This window comes from Xanthobacter lutulentifluminis, from assembly GCF_043194675.2.
Taxonomy (GTDB): Bacteria; Pseudomonadota; Alphaproteobacteria; order Rhizobiales; family Xanthobacteraceae; genus Xanthobacter.
In genome coordinates this window covers 22,582-37,585 of sequence record NZ_CM195525.1, presented here as the reverse complement: position 1 = coordinate 37,585, position 15,004 = coordinate 22,582, and the positions used below count along the sequence as shown (strand labels likewise).

The following is a 15,004-nucleotide window of genomic DNA, read 5'->3' as shown; positions in this document are numbered from 1 at the left end:
CAGGGCAACCCGGGCCGCGCAGGATCTGGCTTTCACGGGCCGGGGCTGGCGCGTTGCGTGCGTCATCGAGGGACGCCCTCGCCGCGCGCCGTCACGCACTGGCGCGATTGGGACAGGAAAGCAGCCCGCTTCCGCCGTGAGGGCCCCATTCGGCAGGCGCGGGACGCGCACGGAAGGCCCGCGCCTCATCCACCCGCGCGGCGGACGCGGAGGCCGGTCTGCCCGGACTGCGGGTCAGGCGGTGAGCGGCAGCGCCCGCTCCACCAGCCGCACCCAGTAGGACGCACCGAACGGGATGGCCCCGTCTGCAAAATCATATTCGGGGTGGTGCAGGTCGGCGGATGGCCCGTTGCCGATGAAGATGTAGGCGCCGGGCTTCTCCTCCAGCATGAAGGCGAAATCCTCCGCCGCCATCAAGGGCGGAGCCTCCGGGTCCACCTCGCCGACGCCGGCCACCTCGGCCGCCACCTCGGCGGCGAAGGCGGTCTGCGCGACGTGGTTGCGGGTCACGGGATAGCCCTGCGAGAAGCTGACGGACGCGCACACGCCGTGCGCCGCCGCGACGCCTTCGGCCACGCGCACGATGTTGCCGCGCAACTGGTCCCGCACCCGCGGATCGAGCGAACGGATGGTGCCGGCGAGGCGCGCCACCGGCGGCAGCACGTTGTCGGCCTCCCCGGCGTGGAACACGGGGATGGACACCACCGCCGAATCCAGCGGATCGATGTTGCGCGCCACGATCTGCTGGAGCGCCGTGACGATGGCCGCGCCAGCCAGCACGACGTCCATGCCCAGATGCGGACGGGCCGCATGGGCGCCCTGGCCCTCCACGAGGATCTCCACGCGATCCGACGAGGCCATGATGCCGCCCGGCCGCATGGCGAAGCGGCCGACCGGCAGGCCCGGCAGATTGTGCATGCCGTACACCTCGCGCACCGGGAAGCGGTCGAACAGGCCGTCGTCGATCATGGCGCGTGCGCCGGCGCCGCCCTCCTCCGCCGGCTGGAAGATGAGCACCGCCGTGCCCGAGAAGGCGCGCGTCTCCGCGAGATGGCGCGCGGCGCCCAGCAGCATGGCGGTGTGGCCGTCGTGGCCGCAGGCGTGCATCACGCCGGGGTTCGAGGAGGCATAGGCCGCGCCGGTGCGCTCGACGATCGGCAGGGCATCCATGTCCGCACGCAGGCCGATCAGCGGCCCCTCGCCCCGCCCGTGCACGATGCCGACCACGCCCGTGCGGCCAAGCCCGGTCACCACTTCGTCGCAGCCGAACGCCCGCAGGTGCTCGGCCACCGCGGCGCTGGTGCGGGGCAGCTCGTACATGAGCTCGGGATGGCGATGAAAATCGTGCCGCCAGGCCGCGATCTCGTCGGTGCGGGAGGCGATGTGATTCAGCACGGGCATGGCAAGTCCGGGGCAATGAACCCGGGCATGGTGCGGAACCGGCGCCGGCGGGTCAATGCGCGGATATGCACAGGCGCCGGCCCTGCCCGTCGCGCGCTCCTGCGCGGCCTTGACCCTGCCGCCTTGCCAGCCTAACCACAGCAAGGAGTGAGCCCGTAGCTCAGCCGGTAGAGCACGTGACTTTTAATCATGGGGTCGACGGTTCAAGTCCGTCCGGGCTCACCACTCACAAAGCGTTGTGCCGTAACGATTTTGCCAAGATCGGAGGCGGGAACCTAAGAAGAACATACGACGCCATAGGTGGCGTCGTATCGTCGTATGTACGACGTTCGTTCCTCAACCCCGTGATTTTCGGTGCGACGGACCCATGATTCTGGCCTGCCGCTCGGCGCTGCCTCCGCCTTCCTCGACGCACTTCCGCAGCTCGGCGAGGTCGTATTCTTCCACGCCCGCCTGCCGGAAGTCGGCGATGGTGAAGCCGGCGCCGACGATGGTATCCGCCACGTAGGTGGGGCAGTCGTGAAGCCGGTTGATGTCCGCCAGCGCGAGGGCGAAGCCGGCTATGAAGTCGCGGCTCATACCGCCACCCCCGTCTCATCCATCCACGACAGCAGCTTCCCGATGGCCGCGTCGGCCATCTCGGGATGCGTCGCGAGATAGTGTCGCAGCACCTGGTTGATGCTCACGTAGCTGTGCCCCGTGATGCTGGCAATCTGCGGGACCGTCGCGCTGGCGCGGCCGAGCCATGTCACGGCGGTGTCGCGCAGGTCCTGGTCCCGCTTGCCGGCGATGGAGGGCACCGGCATCAGCAGCCACACCTCGTGGCCGGTGCGCTCGGCCGGCGCGATCTCCGGGCCGTTCATGCCCAGCACCACGCCCCGGGCCGCGGCGAGGCGCATCTCGGCGAACACGTGGCGGTACCAGTCGGACTTGAACGGCGCGTTGGCCGTCTCATCGATGACCAGCTGGGTGTGCTGCACCTTGCGGTCCTTGCGCCGCGCGGCGGCCGCCTCGAGGCGGGCCACCAGCTGCGGCGCGGCGGGCACCGCGACGATGGCGCCGGTCTTGGACTGGCGGATCAGCAGCCGGCCGGCATCGTCCCGGCCGGCGCGCTCGAGGGTGAGGCGATCGCCCTGTCGCTGGCCGGTGAACAGGCCAAGATAGACCGCGTCGCCGATTTCCGGCCGGCCGAGCGCATCGGCGGCGGCCGCGAGCGCGACGATCTCCTCGTCCGTCCAGGTCACCAGCCTCGGCGCGGGCATTGCCTTCTCGAGGCCGCGCCACGGGTTGAAGGTGATGCCGCCCTTGCCGCGGCCGATCGCCCATTTCCAGCAGCTCGAGGCGATGGCCACAACACCCCGCGCAGTGTGCAAACCCTTGCGCTCCCACAGCTTGTCGAAGATGCCCTGCGCCACCACGGCGGTGACGGCGCCCGGCGCCTCCTGCATCAGCTCGGCGTCGAAGGCCTTGAGGGCGTTGAACTTGTACCTGTAGTCCCTGGCGGTGGCGGCGGTGACGCCGGCCTGCTGGCGCTTGCCGGCCTGCACCCCGCCGGTGAACTTGGGGCTCTCGAACCATTCATCGAACAGGCCTTCGATGGTCTGGTGCTTCGGCCGCTTCAGCGGCGCGAGGCGCTTGCCCTCGGCCTTCTGCTGGCGCCGCGCGGCGATGGCCGCGTTGCGTTCAGCCGCCCAGGCGCCGGCCTCGTCCAGGGAGAACCACCGGCCATCGGCGTGCTTCAGGTCCTCGCTCCTGAAGCCGAGCCTGCGGACGCCCGGCCCCGGATCGAACCGGGGCCGGCCCTTGCGCCAGTTGATGTTCTGGATCGTGACCTTGACGATGCCCACGGCCTTCCCCTCCGTTGACGGTGGAGAGATTAGCCGGGCAGTTGCGTGGTGTCTTGTGGCCATGGCTTGCCCTTCCTCTGGCGGTAGAGGCGTTCGCGCGTGCGCGAGCGCCACAGGATCCCCGTGGGGGAAACCGAGGCCGTCCGGCCGTAGCCGGTGACGCCGATGGTGATGAGGCCGCGGCTGGCGAGGGCGGCGACGGCAATGTCCCGCACCGCCCCGCCCTGCCCGTCCGCCCGGAACCACGCGCCACCCCGCTGCACCAGCGGGCCGTGAGCGATGAGAAGCTCCAGGACGAACAGGCTGTAGCCCTTGAGGGGCTTCATGACGGCTTCCACACAAAGCGGATCCGGCGCCACAAAGGCAGCTGGCGCGGCAGGCCCCCATTCGGGCCGGTCACTTCTATGGAGAAGCACCACCAAAGGTACCGCCAGCAACAAGGCCGGATCTCAAGTCGTGCATGAGGGCTTCGGATGAACCACTTCACCTCTTCCATCTGAGGCCACCTCATGCCCCGCCTCCGTACCGCGCCTCGAGGCGGGCGCGGCCGGCGGCGATGGCCGCCGGCGCGAGACGGGGATCCTCAGCCGGCACCCGCTGGGGGATGCCGGCGCCGGCCGAGGTGCCGGCCCGGGCGAGCCACAGCTCCACCTGGCTCCGGCTCCACAGCCGCGGCTTGCGCCCGGGCAGCGGCTGGGGGAAGCCGTGACCGGACATGAGGCGCGCGACGTGGCGGGAAGCCGCCGCCCGGGAGCGGCGGAACAGGGTGGCGATCTCGCCGAGGGTGAGCACCAGCTCGGAGGTGGCAATCATGATGCCCGTCCCGCCGGCAGGTCCGTGAGCTGACCGTCGATCTCGTACAGCACGGTGACGTCGGCACCTCTGGTCGCCTCGAGCGCATCCTGAATGCGCGCGCCGATGATCTTGCCGAGAACCATGCCAAGCACGACGCCCTTCGGGAGGCCCGTGTTGGGATCGGAAAGGTTGCCAGCGAGCGTGACAAGGATATTTCCAAGGGCGTCGCCGACGCCCCTGATGACCGTGTATTGCTTCACGTCCTCCTTCAGCTCCTGCAGGATCGCATTGCGAAGAGGGTCGCCGGCGGCCAGCAGGATCCGCCCCGCGATCCCCTCTGCTCCCGGCATCTGCGAAAGCTCGACCCAGAAATGCCGCTCTTCCGCGGCGCGCGCCTGGGCGTCGGGTGAAAGCGTCGGGTTCATGCATCCTCCTCTTCGACGGTGATGAGCTCGATGCTGTCCGGCGTGGGCACCGGCGCCCTCACCTCCTCGATCGCCGGCTTCAGGACCATGCGCGCGACGGTGACGATCTGCACGATGTCGGCCGTGTCGCCCTGATAGCCGAGAGCGCTTTGCGCATCCTCCTCCGCCGTGGCGCGGCTCAGAAAGGGGCCGTTCACCTGGTCGCTATCGGAGTTCAGCCATCCCCACTTGACCATGCTCATGCCGCCTGCGCCTCCCCCGCGCTCGTGAGAGGCTCGACCGTGTGCTCGGAGAAGGAGCGGATCATGCCGACGATGGCGGTGCGGTGCTGCGGCACGCGCAGGCCCTCCACCAGCCGGGCCGCCTCGAGCGCCTGGCGGCAGATGATCGCCGGCGGCAGCCGCTCGGTGCCCGTGCCCTTCAGCTCCGGCACCAGGTCGGCGGCTGCCACCTCGAGCGCCTTGGCGATCTTCAGCAGCGCCGAGACCGAGGTGCGGTTGGTGCCCTTCTCGTACTTCTGGATCTGCTGGAAGGTGATGCCGAGCGCCTCGCCCAGCTTCTCCTGGCTCATGCCGCGCTGCATGCGCGCGGCGCGGATGCGGATGCCGATCTGTCGATCGGTCTCGCTCGCTTCCTTTCTGCCTGCCATCGTCGCTTCCCTGCACCGGCCGGCGGGTACAGCCCGCACAAATCAACCGGCGCGATTGAAGCTATCACGCACATTCAAATCTGCAAGTATGCACATTGCGGTGTGACAATAGGGTTCCTCCGGCGTGCACCGGGGCGTCCTGATCCAGGTGAATAAGAAGGTTCAGGCGGCGCGCCGCGGGCGGACCAGATCGGTCACCACGCCCTTGATGACGACTGACTTACCGTCAACCAGCATAGGCTTGCGGAACGCAGGGTCGCGTGACGCGCCCACGAGGTAGGGCTCCTCGAAGATCCGGAACACCGTCTCGGCCCGCATCTTCTCCCAGTCATAGACCTGGGCGCACACCGCATCACCGGCGACGGGCGTGGCGGAAAGGTCGACGATGACCACATCGCCCGGGAGATAGCCGGCGTCCTCAAGGGCGCGCGTGCGCAGCACCCATGGGTCGGCGGCGTTGCGTCCGCCGCGCAAGGCCTCGATCGCCTGCTCGATCGGCGCGCGGGTGGCGGGCGCCGACGCCACATAAGGCTCCGCCTCATTGTCCGAGACGCCATCGAGGGAAGTGCCCAGGGCCGCGCCGGTGGCTGGAACACCCGATGCCTCGGCGATCTGCGAGATGGTGAGGGTGGCGAGCGTGCCCTCCCCCTCGCCATTCATGAAGCGCGTGACAGTGGTGGGACTGAGCTTCGCCCGCCGCCCGATCTCCGAAAAGCTGAAGCCGGTGCGCGCCTTGACCGTCTCAAGGTAGCGCTGCTGCGCCTCGCGCAATGTGCGCATGGCTTCTGACTTGGCGGATCTGGTCGACTTGGCCACGGGCGACACCTTCGAAGGCGAATGAAATCGCCTTGAAGTGTGCGCAGGCGCAGCATGCGAGCCGACCGGATACATTGCGCTTGACAGCCTCAGACCAAATCAGATTTGCATGTGCAAGATTGCAGATCGAGAGGCCATGCACAACATGCATGAGAGTGAAATCGCCACCCGCGCGGCCGCGATCCGCTTGCCGCTCGTCGAGCTCGCCGGGCTCGCCGGGCTGAACAAGCACACCACGTACTACGTCGCGTACGGCAAGCGCGATTGCCTCTCCTCCACGCGGGACCGGTTGCTGCGGGCACTGGAGGAGGAGGAGCGCAGGCTGCTCGACTATCTGCTCGGCCGCCGCGACGGAGCGCAGCAATGATCCCCGCCGCCGAGGATCCCGCCGCCCGCGCCTGGCGCGCCGGCATCCGTCTCGATTACGAGCTCGGGCGTGCTGGCGCGCTCGTCTCGCCCCTGTCCTTACGCGCCCAGCTGCTCGGCTCGTCCAGCCACTTCGCCGTCATCCTGGCGGGCGCGCAGTGGGGGCGGCGGCCATGACCATCGCCCTCGCCAAATCAAATGCAATTGCATTGTCAACCGTGGCTGGCGTGGAGGCGAGGCGGGCCACGCTGGGGATCGACCTCGGCGAACTGTGCCGCGCAGCGAGCGTCAATCCGGTGACGTACTGGCGCGCGCTGACCGAGCGTGTCACCCCGCAGCGGCGCACGCTGGTGAAGCTGGCGCGCGCCCTGGACCAGCTGGCCGGCACCGCCCCGCCGCCGCCGCCGGCGCCGGCCGTGGTCGCGGCCTTCTGGCGGGCGGCGGTGCTCTACCTCGCCCATGAGGTCGGCGCCGATCCGGCCCGGGCGCTGGGCGACGATGGGCAGTCCTGTCCGCTGGATCCTGCGTGGCTTGCCGCCAGCCGCGCGCGGCAGCTGGCCTTCTACCTCGCCCATGTGGAGCTCTCCGTGTCCCACTCCGCAATCGCGGCCGCGGTCGGCACCACCAAGCAGCGCGTCCACAAGGCGGTCAATCGCGTGGAAGACCTGCGCGATGACGCGGCCATCGATGCGCTGCTCGAGCGCGCCTCCGCCTTTCTCTCCGGCCGCGCGGCCGCCCCCGTCACCCCCACCAGCAGGAAGGACCTGGTGCCATGAAGACTGACTTCGACGCCCGCTATGTCACCACCAAGATGGGCGCGGCCGCGCTCGTCGGCCTCGGCGGCTCGGCGTTCAGCCTGCTGCACGCCATCGCCTTCACCCACCTGGTGGCTGCCAGCGTGTCGCTGCTCACCCTCTCTGTCTGCCTGCTGGTGGTGAAGGACGAACGGCGGGAGAGCCGGCTGTGACCGCCGCCGAGCCGCAGGCGGCCACCTTTGAGGTCATCGGCAGCGTGCAGGAATACGGCCGCCTCGACGGCACGCTGCGCATCGTCGTGGCCCTGGACGGATCGAGCGTCGCCCTGGTCCGCGCCGCCGAGGGCGGCACGCAGGGCGAGGTCGTCGCCGGCCCCTTCACCATGCAGGCGGTGCGCCGGCGCGCCGAGAACGTGCTCGCCGGGCACCCGCGCGCGGGCACCGATGCGGCGACGCTGCCCATGCTGGCGCTGTTCGCCTGCTCGCAATTCCTGTTCGCGGAGCGAGGGCTCCCCGATCAGGCGGGCACCACCTCCCCCGGGGCCGCGGGCGGTGACGTGACGAACGGCGCGGCCCCGCCTCCCGAAACCTTGGCGGCCGGGCAGCCCTCGGTGCCCGGCCGTCCTTCCTGACCCTCCCCATCCTGACCCCGCAAGGAGAAGACATGCAGACAGGCATGAACATCGGCACCGTCGTGGACAAGGAAAGCCTCGGCGCGATCACCGACAGCCTCGTAACCCTCATGGCCCAGAAGGCCGACCAGGACACCATCCGCCACGCGATCGACGCGCTCGGCCGCATGGCGCGCGTCGAAGGCGTGACGATCCAGAACTGCACCATCAAGGGCGACAGCACCGTGATGGTGAGCGTCGATGCCGACGCCGACGTCAGCGTGAGGGAGGACTGACCATGGCCGTGAACGACACCGTGAGGGGCCTCAAGGGCGCCATCACCAGGCTGAAGGAAGAAAATGCCCGCCTTGAGGTGAATCTCGGCGCCGAGATCAAGCTGCGCCTCGCGGGCGACGAAGGGCTGCAGGAGATGGCGCGCCAGCGCGATGTGGCGGTGCGCGAGGCGCAGCGCGCGGTTAGCGAGGCACAGGCGGACAAGGCGCTCGCCGACGGGCTGGGAAGGGAGCTTGATCGCGTCCGGGCTTCCGAGCGCGAGGCGCTGGAGAAGCTGCGGACCTCCGAAGCCGAGCGCCACCGGCTGAACGGTTACATCCAGCGCGTGGCCGAGGACGATGCGGTGCGCGACGGCAGCTATGAGGTGGCTGACAGGCGCACCATTCCCCGCCGGCCGGCCGCCCCGCTCTCTCCCGTTGAGAGCTATGGCGGTGCCGGGTCCGCCCAGTGGGGCGTCGACTTCCGTGACAACTCCCTGATCTCCGAGCGCGGCAGGCGCCGCTACTGACATGCGCCCGATCGAAGCCGCCCCTTACCTCAAGGCCATGGAGGGCGCCGGCGAGCTGGCCGCCCTCGGGCCGGCGCCCATGCTGCAATGGGTGCCCATCGCGCAGCTGCGCGTGGATCCCCGCTACCAGCGGGAGATTTCGGCCGAGGGGCGGCGCACGGTGCTGGCGATCGCCCGCAAGTTCGACTGGCGCAAGTTCGCGCCGGTGGTGGTGGCGCCCGTCGAGGGCGGGTTCTTCGCCGTCATCGACGGGCAGCACCGCACCACGGCTGCGTCGATCCGCGAGGTGGAGCAGGTGCCCTGCCTGGTGGTGATCGCCGATGGCGCCGCCCAGGCGGACGCCTTCGCCGCCATCAACGGACAGGTCACGCGCCTCAATTCCATGGCGATCTACCACGCCCGCGTCGCCGCCGGAGACCCGGCCGCGCTCGGCCTGCAGAAGGTGTGCGCCGCGGCCGAGGTGACGGTCACGAAATACCCGATCCAGGCCACCAAGCTGGAGCGCGGGCAGACCATCGCGCCCAACGTGCTGCTGGCGGCGCTCGCCCGCTACGGCGCCGACACCCTCACCACCGCTTTGCAGTGCGTGACGCAGACCAGCGACGGCAACCCCGCCATGCTCTGCAAGCCCGTCATCGAGGCGCTGTGCCTGGTGATCGGCGCCGCCCAGGAGTGGCGCGACGCCGGCAGCGCGCTCCTCGATGCCATGGACGATTTCGATTTCAAGCACGAGCTGGTGGAAGCCCGTGTCGCCTGTGCCCGTGGGGGGGGCAGACCGTAGCCGGCACCCTCTCCGCGCGCCTCACCTCCTTCCTCACCAAGAAGCTCGGGGTGCCCGCAACCTGGGTGTTCCCGGGTTGCGACCCCAAGGACGGAAGCCGGCAGCCGCCGGCTTCCGGGCGCGACGCAGCGGAGTGAACACATGCCTGGAATGACCATCAAGATGCCCGGTTCCGAGCCCGTCTGGCCGGAGCTGGAGCCTGCGGAAATCATCCACCTTGCCAACGACGCGCCCCCCATTCAGGTGGCGGTGCTGGAAGGGGGCATGAAGAGCGGCCTGCCCAGCCTCGCGCTGCGCGTGGATCTCCCGGACGGGAAGATCGTCATCGTCGAAACCAGCGCGCGCCTGTTCTGCATGGCGGCCCGCGCCATCCTCGCGCGCTATCCCCACCTCTTCGAGGACGGCGCCCATGGCCAAGCCTGACGGCGCCAACTTGGGCCGCCTGATCCAGGTGGTCGAGAAGAAGATCGCGGCGATCCCGCCCATCGTGGTGGGCGACCGCGAGAGCTACGAGCAGCACCGCAAGGCCTCCGCCGATGCGCTCGCCGAGCTGGAGCGGGAAGAGGGCGCGAAATGGTGCGGCCGCTATGACGGCCACCAGCTTTCGATGGGCGGTGTGAAGACGAGCTGCACCGCCGGCGCCGCCGGCGTCATGCGCAACTGGGTGACGGCCGCCCGTCGCAAGATCACGGAGGGCTTTTTCAATGGGTGAGGAGAAGCGCCGCAAGCTCGCGCGCGAGGCGGGCAACGATGAAAACTGCATCCCCGGCTCTCATGGGCCGGTGCAGGCAGAGGTTGTCGGCATCATGGAGGCGACGCTCGACGCCCTGCGCGCCCACCTCCCGGGCTGGCAGTTCACCCTGTTCGCCTTCGAGCCCGACGGCGCTCGCTACAACTACATGTCCACGGCCGACCGGCCGGACATGGTGGCGGTGCTGAAAGCCTTCGTGGCCCGCAACTCGGAAATGGAGGCGATCGACAAGGCCATGGCCGGGGAGGCCAAGGGCCATGGATAAACCGCTGCCCTTCGATCCCAACCGCGGGCTGATCAACGCTGAGCACGAAACCTTGTGGTGCCTGTTCCGCAACGGCCCGACGTGGGACGGCAATCTGCCAAGCAAGCAGGGCCGCGACGGTCTCGTCGCTTCCGGCTATGCCGCCCGATGTGACGGTTGGAACTTCCTCACTGAGGCCGGCGTGCAGCTCGCCATCGACCTGCGTTTTGATCGACGCAAGGAGAAGGACAGGCCGCGATGACCCGCCCGGCCTCCCTTCCCCAAGGCCAATGGTTCGCGGACTGCGGCGTCGCCGGCGGCTGGCATCTTCGTTGGGAGCTGGGGCGCGCGAACGTCTATGTGCCCATCAACCAGTGGGGCAAGATCATCTGCGCCACGCACCAATATTGCGATCTGCGCTTCGGCGACCTGCAACTGCTGGTCAATGGCGAGCGGGAGCGATATCCCAGCAAACGGTACGGCAGCAAGGGCTCTCGCGAACGGCGGGAGCTTTGCGAGCACATCGCCGTCTACCTCAACCATGTTGACCCGCTGCTGGTCACGCCGGTGCCGGAGACGGCGCCATGATCCGCCCGCGCTCCATCCGTGTCCGCTGCTGCGTTCCGTTCTGCAACAGAACGGAACGCGCGGAAGCGGCCGACCGCGAGGTCCTTTGCCAGCGCCACTATATGGCGACACCCCGACCGCTCCGCGTCGAGTACGAGGCCGCATGGCGGGAGGCAGACAAGGCGGACCAGCGGCGGGCTGATGGCCTCGACGTCAGCATGGCCCCGTACCTTCGGGTCACGAATGCGTTTGAGGCGCTCAAGAGCGCGGCGATGGAGACGGCGCCATGACCCGCCCCTCCGTCGCCGACCTCAAGGCCCGGGCACAGGACCGGCTCGAGGACCTGCTGCACAGGCTGGCCCCGGGCGGGAAGCACGCGCGCGGGGTCTACACCGTGTGCAATCCCATGCGCCGGGAGAAGAACCCGAGCTTCGCGGTGTGGACGCAGGGCGACGCCTGCGGCGCCTTCAAGGATTTCACCGATCCGGACGTGACCAAGGGCGACGTGTTCGGCCTGGTCGCCTACCTCAACGGCAAGGCGGTGGACGATTTCGACTTCGCCCGCGCCTGGCTCGAGGATTTTTTAGGCCTCGCCACCATGAGCGACGCGGACCGCGAGGAAGCGCGCCGCGCCCGGGAGAGGCGCAGGGCGGAGGCGGCCGCCGCCAAGGAAAGCCGCGCCGTCTGGGCGGAAAAGCAGGCGTTCCGCACCTGGTCCGGCGGGCGGATGATCCTGCCCGGCTCGATCGCCTGGCTCTACCTCATGCACCGTGGCGTCGACCTGCGCTTTGTCGAGACCTACGCGGGTGATCTGCGGTGGGGCACCGTGGAATGGTGGCTCGGCGCCGAGTGGCGGGAGGAGATCCGCGACGGGCGCCCGCACCGCGTGAAGGTGCGCCCGGGCCCATCCTTCCCCGCCATCTTCACGCCCCTGCGCGACGCCGGAGGCGCGCTCCGGGCGCTGCACTACACGTTCCTGGCGCCGGATGGCTCCGGCAAGGCGCCGGTCCAGAAGCCCAAGCTCATCTGGCCCGAGCAACTGGGCCTCGTCATGCGCATCGCCAATGGCGAGGGCAATCACTCGCCGGAAGAGGCGGACGGCCTCGGCGCCAGCTGCACGCTGGTGCTGACCGAGGGCCTCGAGGACGGGCTCTCCGTCGCGCTGGCGGCGCCGGAGCTGCGCGTGTGGGGCTGTGCTTCGATCAGCAATTTCGCCCATGCGCCGGTCGGCCGGCCGTGCGTCGCGGATGTGCTGATCCATGCGCAGAACGACCACGGCAACCCTGCCGCCCAGTCCACGGTGGCCCGGGCCATCGACACCCTGTCGCGCACCGGCAAGCCGATCGCGCGTCTCACCGCCCCTACGGGCAAGGATCTCAACGACACGCTGAGAGGGAAAGATGACTGACGAACAGACGGAAGAGATCAGCGGCGCGAGCCAGCTGCCGCCGGCGGCGGCGCCCGAGACCGCGGGCGCTGACGCCGGAGCGGCGCCGACCGAAGCCGCCCCGCCGGCGGAACCGCCCGCTGCGGAACAGCCCGCCCCTGCGGAGCATTGGCCCCGGCCGCTCCCCTGGGAGGACCTGGTGCCGTTCTCCACCACCAGCATTTGCTCGGTCGCGCTCGACCTCGCCGGCGTGATCGAGCCTGCCTTCCTGGAGCGTTTTGCGGACGGTCCGCTCGATCCCGCGACCTATGGCCTCTTCAACTTCGCCCATGCCGATTCCGACGAGGTGGTGCGCTACATCGTCCAGCACCGGCCGTCCGCCGAGACGCTGTGCATCCGCACCGCCGAGCTGCAGGGCGATCGCACGCCCACCGCCGAGGACCTGGCCGCCATCCTCCCGTCCTTCTGGGCACAGCTGGAGCTGGCGGTGCGGCTGATCCCGGCCGTGGTCGATGCGCTCGAGGCGGTCAACGCCGAGCTGGCGCGCCGCCGGCCGCCCGTGATCGAGCCGCCGCCGGCGGTACCCGTGCCGATCGGGGACACCATCCTCGAGGAGATGCCCGGCTTCGGCGAGCTGATGGAGCGGTGACGGATGGCAACGAAACGAGTGGCCCCAGCGCCTCCCAAGGTCGCCCCGGCCAAAGCGGCGCCGCCAGAGTTCAAGGTCGGAGACGTGGTGCGACTGCGCTCCGGCGGCCTGCACATGACGGTTTTCGAGGTGCAAACCCCCTTCCACGTCCGCGTCGGCTGGGCCGGATATCACGATATCCAGAAGGCCGATTTCCTCTCCGCGGTGCTGGAAAAGGTGCCCGACGCCATCCTCGCGCTCTCGAGGCGAGCGGAAGACGATCCGATCCCGTTCTGACCAACCCGCCGGCGCCGCGCGCGCCGGCGCATCCATCCAGGGGGAAACCGCCGCACCATGTCGGCAGCCAAAGGTAAGGACGCCGTCGCCGCCGCGACCGAAGATGCTCGGCGCGACCTGCGGCGCCAGAAGCGTGACCGTATCCGAGACCCAGATATCGGCGAGCCGCGGCTTGTCGAGGGCGTCGAGGTCGCGCCGGGACAATGGAGCCCTGACCTCTGGGGCTTGCCACCCGATTGTCCTGTGCAAGTTCTGGGCATGGACGGCGAGACGCTATACGTCGTCGACGCTCTGGGGCAACTCGCCGGTATTATTGACAGTGCGTTTGGACAAAAAAAGATCCAAAGACTCTTCCTGCACCGCGTCAATTATTTGTACTGGGCGTGGCCTCGGTTTGGCCAAAAAGGCAGGATTACAGGATTCGATACTGTCCAGATCGTTGATGCGCTCTATCGAGCCGCTGGGCGCAAGGGTGCGTGGTCGCCGCATGACAAGCTTAGAGGGCGCGGCGGGTGGAGTGATAGGGCTGGCAATCTGGTGCTTCACTGTGGAGATACGCTCTACGTCGGCGGCCGCGAGCAGCCGATCGGCAACTATGAGCACTATTTCTATCCGCGACGGCCGTCGCTGCCGGAGCCTTGGGCGAAGTCGGTATCCGACGAGATGATGGACGCGACGGGCCTATGGTCCGCGCTGGCCAGCTTCACCTTCGAGCGTGGGGCGACGGACGCGATGCTGCTCGTCGGATGGCTTGTGGCTGCTTTCCTCGGCGGTGCTTTGGACTGGCGCCCCATGATTTTCGTCGTAGGCGACAAGGGGGTGGGAAAATCGTCGCTTCAGCAGCTTGTTAAAGGTGTGTTGGGAGATGCTCTCGTCAAATCAGCCGATACCACTGCGGCGGGCATATACCAGCGCGTCGGAGAGGACAGCCTCCCTGTTGCGGTCGACGAATTGGAGGCAGGCGCCGATAATTCGCGCACCCTGGCGGTCATCAAACTCGCTCGCCTGGCCGCGTCCGGCGACCTGATGTTGCGCGGTGGTTCAAACCACACGGGCACGAGCTTCCGAGCCTACAATTGTTTCTTTTTCTCGGCCATTAACCGGCCTCCGGTCCCCCCGCAGGATCTCTCGCGCATGGCGCTCATCACGCTTATGCCACGTGATATTGGGCGCGCCGCAGAAGAAGCGCCGGTTATCGATGTCGACGTAGTGGGCCGCATGGTCTTGCGGCGGGCGGTCGATGAATGGCCCCGGTTTCACGAGCTTCGCCGGGAATATCGCCGGGTGCTCGGCATGGGCGGCCATGACGGTCGCGGGCAGGACACGTACGGCACGCTGCTGGCCTGCGCGCACCTGGTGCTCGGCGACGAACTCCTTGCCAAGTACGGCCTGCCCAACGACCTGGACGGCCTCGAGCCGTGGGCCGAGCTGCTGGCGGCGGCCGACCTGCCCGAGAAGGAGGACGCCAGCGAGAACTGGCGCCGCTGCATCACCCACCTCCTCACCTCGCGGGTGGATGCCTGGCGCAATGGAATACGCCACACCGTGGGCGCCCTCCTCGAGGACCTGAAGCTCAACGCGATCTCGCTGCAGACGGCCAACGAGCAGCTCGCCCAGGCCGATCTGCTGGCCATCGACGCGAGCCAGGTCGTGCCGCGGGCGCGCGGCTACGCGCTGGCGATCCCGAACCAGGGGCCGATGGTGAGCCAGATCTTCCGGGGCACGGACTGGGGCGGCGAGGGTGGCACCGGCGTCTGGTCCGCCGCCCTGCGGCAGGCACCGCCGGCGGTGGTGGTGAGCAACAAAACCAACAACCGCCAGCGGATCAACGGCGTCCAGCGCCGTTGTTCCATCGTGCTCATGAGCGAGCTGGGCTAGGCAGC

27 protein-coding genes and 1 tRNA gene are annotated in these 15,004 nt (G+C 68.9%); 19 read left to right on the top strand and 9 right to left on the bottom strand.

Annotation, left to right across the window (positions count from 1 at the left end):
* Positions 1 to 234 precede the first annotated feature (234 nt).
* Positions 235 to 1,401 (bottom strand): M20 aminoacylase family protein, encoded by a 1,167-nt coding sequence (locus V5F49_RS00235; RefSeq protein ID WP_394116529.1) that lies wholly within the window; start codon positions 1,399 to 1,401, stop codon positions 235 to 237.
* A 149-nt stretch (positions 1,402 to 1,550) separates the two neighbouring features.
* Between V5F49_RS00235 and V5F49_RS00230 the strand changes: the two genes are divergently transcribed.
* Positions 1,551 to 1,626, top strand: a tRNA-Lys gene (locus V5F49_RS00230).
* Positions 1,627 to 1,737: 111 nt separating this feature from the next.
* Here the strand turns inward: V5F49_RS00230 and V5F49_RS00225 are convergent.
* From V5F49_RS00225 to V5F49_RS00190, 8 genes are all read right to left on the bottom strand, one after another.
* Complete coding sequence (locus tag V5F49_RS00225) at positions 1,738 to 1,980, bottom strand: hypothetical protein (RefSeq protein WP_394116530.1); 243 nt, start codon at positions 1,978 to 1,980, stop codon at positions 1,738 to 1,740.
* Positions 1,977 to 3,248: a site-specific integrase gene (locus tag V5F49_RS00220; protein ID WP_394116531.1), complete on the bottom strand. Its 1,272-nt coding sequence runs from the start codon at positions 3,246 to 3,248 to the stop codon at positions 1,977 to 1,979. The genes V5F49_RS00225 and V5F49_RS00220 overlap by 4 nt, the downstream gene beginning before the upstream one ends.
* A gap of 29 nt (positions 3,249 to 3,277) precedes the next feature.
* The gene (locus V5F49_RS00215; protein ID WP_394116532.1) at positions 3,278 to 3,574 is read right to left on the bottom strand and encodes a hypothetical protein; all 297 of its coding nucleotides are present in this window, start codon (positions 3,572 to 3,574) and stop codon (positions 3,278 to 3,280) included.
* A 181-nt stretch (positions 3,575 to 3,755) separates the two neighbouring features.
* Entirely contained in the window at positions 3,756 to 4,061 is a 306-nt protein-coding gene (locus V5F49_RS00210) for a helix-turn-helix transcriptional regulator (RefSeq protein ID WP_394116533.1), read from the bottom strand.
* Entirely contained in the window at positions 4,058 to 4,468 is a 411-nt protein-coding gene (locus V5F49_RS00205) for a hypothetical protein (protein WP_394116534.1), read from the bottom strand. The genes V5F49_RS00210 and V5F49_RS00205 overlap by 4 nt, the downstream gene beginning before the upstream one ends.
* On the bottom strand, positions 4,465 to 4,710 hold the full coding sequence (locus V5F49_RS00200) for a hypothetical protein (protein WP_394116535.1): 246 nt from the start codon (positions 4,708 to 4,710) through the stop codon (positions 4,465 to 4,467). The genes V5F49_RS00205 and V5F49_RS00200 overlap by 4 nt, the downstream gene beginning before the upstream one ends.
* Positions 4,707 to 5,117 carry a helix-turn-helix domain-containing protein gene (locus V5F49_RS00195; protein WP_394116536.1) on the bottom strand — a complete coding sequence of 137 codons (411 nt, stop codon included), beginning with the start codon at positions 5,115 to 5,117 and terminating at the stop codon, positions 4,707 to 4,709. The genes V5F49_RS00200 and V5F49_RS00195 overlap by 4 nt, the downstream gene beginning before the upstream one ends.
* Positions 5,118 to 5,279: 162 nt before the next feature.
* Entirely contained in the window at positions 5,280 to 5,933 is a 654-nt protein-coding gene (locus V5F49_RS00190; RefSeq protein WP_394116537.1) for a LexA family protein, read from the bottom strand.
* 136 nt (positions 5,934 to 6,069) lie between these two features.
* Here V5F49_RS00190 and V5F49_RS00185 point away from each other — a divergent pair, with 136 nt between their 5' ends.
* The 18 genes from V5F49_RS00185 to V5F49_RS00100 all read left to right on the top strand — a co-directional run bounded on the left by V5F49_RS00185 (position 6,070) and on the right by V5F49_RS00100 (position 14,999).
* Positions 6,070 to 6,300, top strand: coding sequence for a hypothetical protein (locus V5F49_RS00185; RefSeq protein WP_394116538.1), 231 nt, complete (start codon positions 6,070 to 6,072; stop codon positions 6,298 to 6,300).
* Complete coding sequence (locus V5F49_RS00180; RefSeq protein WP_394116539.1) at positions 6,297 to 6,476, top strand: hypothetical protein; 180 nt, start codon at positions 6,297 to 6,299, stop codon at positions 6,474 to 6,476. Before V5F49_RS00185 ends, V5F49_RS00180 begins: the two co-directional genes overlap by 4 nt.
* On the top strand, positions 6,473 to 7,075 hold the full coding sequence (locus V5F49_RS00175; RefSeq protein WP_394116540.1) for a hypothetical protein: 603 nt from the start codon (positions 6,473 to 6,475) through the stop codon (positions 7,073 to 7,075). The genes V5F49_RS00180 and V5F49_RS00175 overlap by 4 nt, the downstream gene beginning before the upstream one ends.
* Positions 7,072 to 7,266 carry a hypothetical protein gene (locus tag V5F49_RS00170; RefSeq protein WP_394116541.1) on the top strand — a complete coding sequence of 65 codons (195 nt, stop codon included), beginning with the start codon at positions 7,072 to 7,074 and terminating at the stop codon, positions 7,264 to 7,266. The genes V5F49_RS00175 and V5F49_RS00170 overlap by 4 nt, the downstream gene beginning before the upstream one ends.
* Positions 7,263 to 7,685, top strand: a complete 423-nt coding sequence (locus V5F49_RS00165; RefSeq protein WP_394116542.1) for a hypothetical protein — start codon at positions 7,263 to 7,265, stop codon at positions 7,683 to 7,685. The genes V5F49_RS00170 and V5F49_RS00165 overlap by 4 nt, the downstream gene beginning before the upstream one ends.
* A gap of 32 nt (positions 7,686 to 7,717) precedes the next feature.
* Positions 7,718 to 7,960 carry a hypothetical protein gene (locus tag V5F49_RS00160; protein ID WP_394116543.1) on the top strand — a complete coding sequence of 81 codons (243 nt, stop codon included), beginning with the start codon at positions 7,718 to 7,720 and terminating at the stop codon, positions 7,958 to 7,960.
* Positions 7,961 to 7,962: 2 nt separating this feature from the next.
* On the top strand, positions 7,963 to 8,466 hold the full coding sequence (locus V5F49_RS00155) for a hypothetical protein (protein WP_394116544.1): 504 nt from the start codon (positions 7,963 to 7,965) through the stop codon (positions 8,464 to 8,466).
* Between the two features lies 1 nt (position 8,467).
* A complete protein-coding gene (locus V5F49_RS00150) occupies positions 8,468 to 9,247 on the top strand; it encodes a DUF6551 family protein (RefSeq protein WP_394116545.1) in 780 nt (259 codons plus the stop codon).
* A gap of 141 nt (positions 9,248 to 9,388) precedes the next feature.
* Positions 9,389 to 9,670 carry a hypothetical protein gene (locus V5F49_RS00145; RefSeq protein ID WP_394116546.1) on the top strand — a complete coding sequence of 94 codons (282 nt, stop codon included), beginning with the start codon at positions 9,389 to 9,391 and terminating at the stop codon, positions 9,668 to 9,670.
* Positions 9,657 to 9,959: a hypothetical protein gene (locus V5F49_RS00140; protein ID WP_394116547.1), complete on the top strand. Its 303-nt coding sequence runs from the start codon at positions 9,657 to 9,659 to the stop codon at positions 9,957 to 9,959. The genes V5F49_RS00145 and V5F49_RS00140 overlap by 14 nt, the downstream gene beginning before the upstream one ends.
* On the top strand, positions 9,952 to 10,263 hold the full coding sequence (locus V5F49_RS00135) for a hypothetical protein (protein ID WP_394116548.1): 312 nt from the start codon (positions 9,952 to 9,954) through the stop codon (positions 10,261 to 10,263). Before V5F49_RS00140 ends, V5F49_RS00135 begins: the two co-directional genes overlap by 8 nt.
* On the top strand, positions 10,256 to 10,504 hold the full coding sequence (locus V5F49_RS00130) for a hypothetical protein (RefSeq protein WP_394116549.1): 249 nt from the start codon (positions 10,256 to 10,258) through the stop codon (positions 10,502 to 10,504). Before V5F49_RS00135 ends, V5F49_RS00130 begins: the two co-directional genes overlap by 8 nt.
* Positions 10,501 to 10,830, top strand: a complete 330-nt coding sequence (locus V5F49_RS00125; RefSeq protein WP_394116550.1) for a hypothetical protein — start codon at positions 10,501 to 10,503, stop codon at positions 10,828 to 10,830. The genes V5F49_RS00130 and V5F49_RS00125 overlap by 4 nt, the downstream gene beginning before the upstream one ends.
* Positions 10,827 to 11,099, top strand: a complete 273-nt coding sequence (locus V5F49_RS00120) for a hypothetical protein (RefSeq protein WP_394116551.1) — start codon at positions 10,827 to 10,829, stop codon at positions 11,097 to 11,099. Before V5F49_RS00125 ends, V5F49_RS00120 begins: the two co-directional genes overlap by 4 nt.
* The gene (locus V5F49_RS00115; RefSeq protein WP_394116552.1) at positions 11,096 to 12,217 is read left to right on the top strand and encodes a DUF7146 domain-containing protein; all 1,122 of its coding nucleotides are present in this window, start codon (positions 11,096 to 11,098) and stop codon (positions 12,215 to 12,217) included. The genes V5F49_RS00120 and V5F49_RS00115 overlap by 4 nt, the downstream gene beginning before the upstream one ends.
* Positions 12,210 to 12,845, top strand: coding sequence for a hypothetical protein (locus V5F49_RS00110; protein ID WP_394116553.1), 636 nt, complete (start codon positions 12,210 to 12,212; stop codon positions 12,843 to 12,845). Before V5F49_RS00115 ends, V5F49_RS00110 begins: the two co-directional genes overlap by 8 nt.
* Positions 12,846 to 12,932: 87 nt before the next feature.
* Positions 12,933 to 13,121, top strand: coding sequence for a hypothetical protein (locus V5F49_RS00105; RefSeq protein WP_509210725.1), 189 nt, complete (start codon positions 12,933 to 12,935; stop codon positions 13,119 to 13,121).
* A 57-nt stretch (positions 13,122 to 13,178) separates the two neighbouring features.
* Complete coding sequence (locus V5F49_RS00100; protein ID WP_394116555.1) at positions 13,179 to 14,999, top strand: hypothetical protein; 1,821 nt, start codon at positions 13,179 to 13,181, stop codon at positions 14,997 to 14,999.
* Positions 15,000 to 15,004: the final 5 nt, after the last annotated feature.

Excerpts from the sequence above, each read along its gene's own strand:
- V5F49_RS00125 (WP_394116550.1), top strand. The coding sequence starts at position 10,501 with ATGACCCGCCCGGCCTCCCTTCCCCAAGGCCAATGGTTCGCGGACTGC.
- V5F49_RS00145 (WP_394116546.1), top strand. The coding sequence starts at position 9,389 with ATGCCTGGAATGACCATCAAGATGCCCGGTTCCGAGCCCGTCTGGCCG.
- V5F49_RS00185 (WP_394116538.1), top strand. The coding sequence starts at position 6,070 with ATGCACAACATGCATGAGAGTGAAATCGCCACCCGCGCGGCCGCGATC.
- V5F49_RS00210 (WP_394116533.1), bottom strand. The coding sequence starts at position 4,061 with ATGATTGCCACCTCCGAGCTGGTGCTCACCCTCGGCGAGATCGCCACC.
- V5F49_RS00120 (WP_394116551.1), top strand. The coding sequence starts at position 10,827 with ATGATCCGCCCGCGCTCCATCCGTGTCCGCTGCTGCGTTCCGTTCTGC.
- V5F49_RS00140 (WP_394116547.1), top strand. The coding sequence starts at position 9,657 with ATGGCCAAGCCTGACGGCGCCAACTTGGGCCGCCTGATCCAGGTGGTC.
- V5F49_RS00225 (WP_394116530.1), bottom strand. The coding sequence starts at position 1,980 with ATGAGCCGCGACTTCATAGCCGGCTTCGCCCTCGCGCTGGCGGACATC.
- V5F49_RS00100 (WP_394116555.1), top strand. The coding sequence starts at position 13,179 with ATGTCGGCAGCCAAAGGTAAGGACGCCGTCGCCGCCGCGACCGAAGAT.
- V5F49_RS00205 (WP_394116534.1), bottom strand. The coding sequence starts at position 4,468 with ATGAACCCGACGCTTTCACCCGACGCCCAGGCGCGCGCCGCGGAAGAG.
- V5F49_RS00200 (WP_394116535.1), bottom strand. The coding sequence starts at position 4,710 with ATGAGCATGGTCAAGTGGGGATGGCTGAACTCCGATAGCGACCAGGTG.
- V5F49_RS00110 (WP_394116553.1), top strand. The coding sequence starts at position 12,210 with ATGACTGACGAACAGACGGAAGAGATCAGCGGCGCGAGCCAGCTGCCG.
- V5F49_RS00115 (WP_394116552.1), top strand. The coding sequence starts at position 11,096 with ATGACCCGCCCCTCCGTCGCCGACCTCAAGGCCCGGGCACAGGACCGG.
- V5F49_RS00150 (WP_394116545.1), top strand. The coding sequence starts at position 8,468 with ATGCGCCCGATCGAAGCCGCCCCTTACCTCAAGGCCATGGAGGGCGCC.
- V5F49_RS00160 (WP_394116543.1), top strand. The coding sequence starts at position 7,718 with ATGCAGACAGGCATGAACATCGGCACCGTCGTGGACAAGGAAAGCCTC.
- V5F49_RS00130 (WP_394116549.1), top strand. The coding sequence starts at position 10,256 with ATGGATAAACCGCTGCCCTTCGATCCCAACCGCGGGCTGATCAACGCT.
- V5F49_RS00195 (WP_394116536.1), bottom strand. The coding sequence starts at position 5,117 with ATGGCAGGCAGAAAGGAAGCGAGCGAGACCGATCGACAGATCGGCATC.
- V5F49_RS00155 (WP_394116544.1), top strand. The coding sequence starts at position 7,963 with ATGGCCGTGAACGACACCGTGAGGGGCCTCAAGGGCGCCATCACCAGG.
- V5F49_RS00215 (WP_394116532.1), bottom strand. The coding sequence starts at position 3,574 with ATGAAGCCCCTCAAGGGCTACAGCCTGTTCGTCCTGGAGCTTCTCATC.
- V5F49_RS00170 (WP_394116541.1), top strand. The coding sequence starts at position 7,072 with ATGAAGACTGACTTCGACGCCCGCTATGTCACCACCAAGATGGGCGCG.
- V5F49_RS00175 (WP_394116540.1), top strand. The coding sequence starts at position 6,473 with ATGACCATCGCCCTCGCCAAATCAAATGCAATTGCATTGTCAACCGTG.
- V5F49_RS00135 (WP_394116548.1), top strand. The coding sequence starts at position 9,952 with ATGGGTGAGGAGAAGCGCCGCAAGCTCGCGCGCGAGGCGGGCAACGAT.
- V5F49_RS00235 (WP_394116529.1), bottom strand. The coding sequence starts at position 1,401 with ATGCCCGTGCTGAATCACATCGCCTCCCGCACCGACGAGATCGCGGCC.
- V5F49_RS00180 (WP_394116539.1), top strand. The coding sequence starts at position 6,297 with ATGATCCCCGCCGCCGAGGATCCCGCCGCCCGCGCCTGGCGCGCCGGC.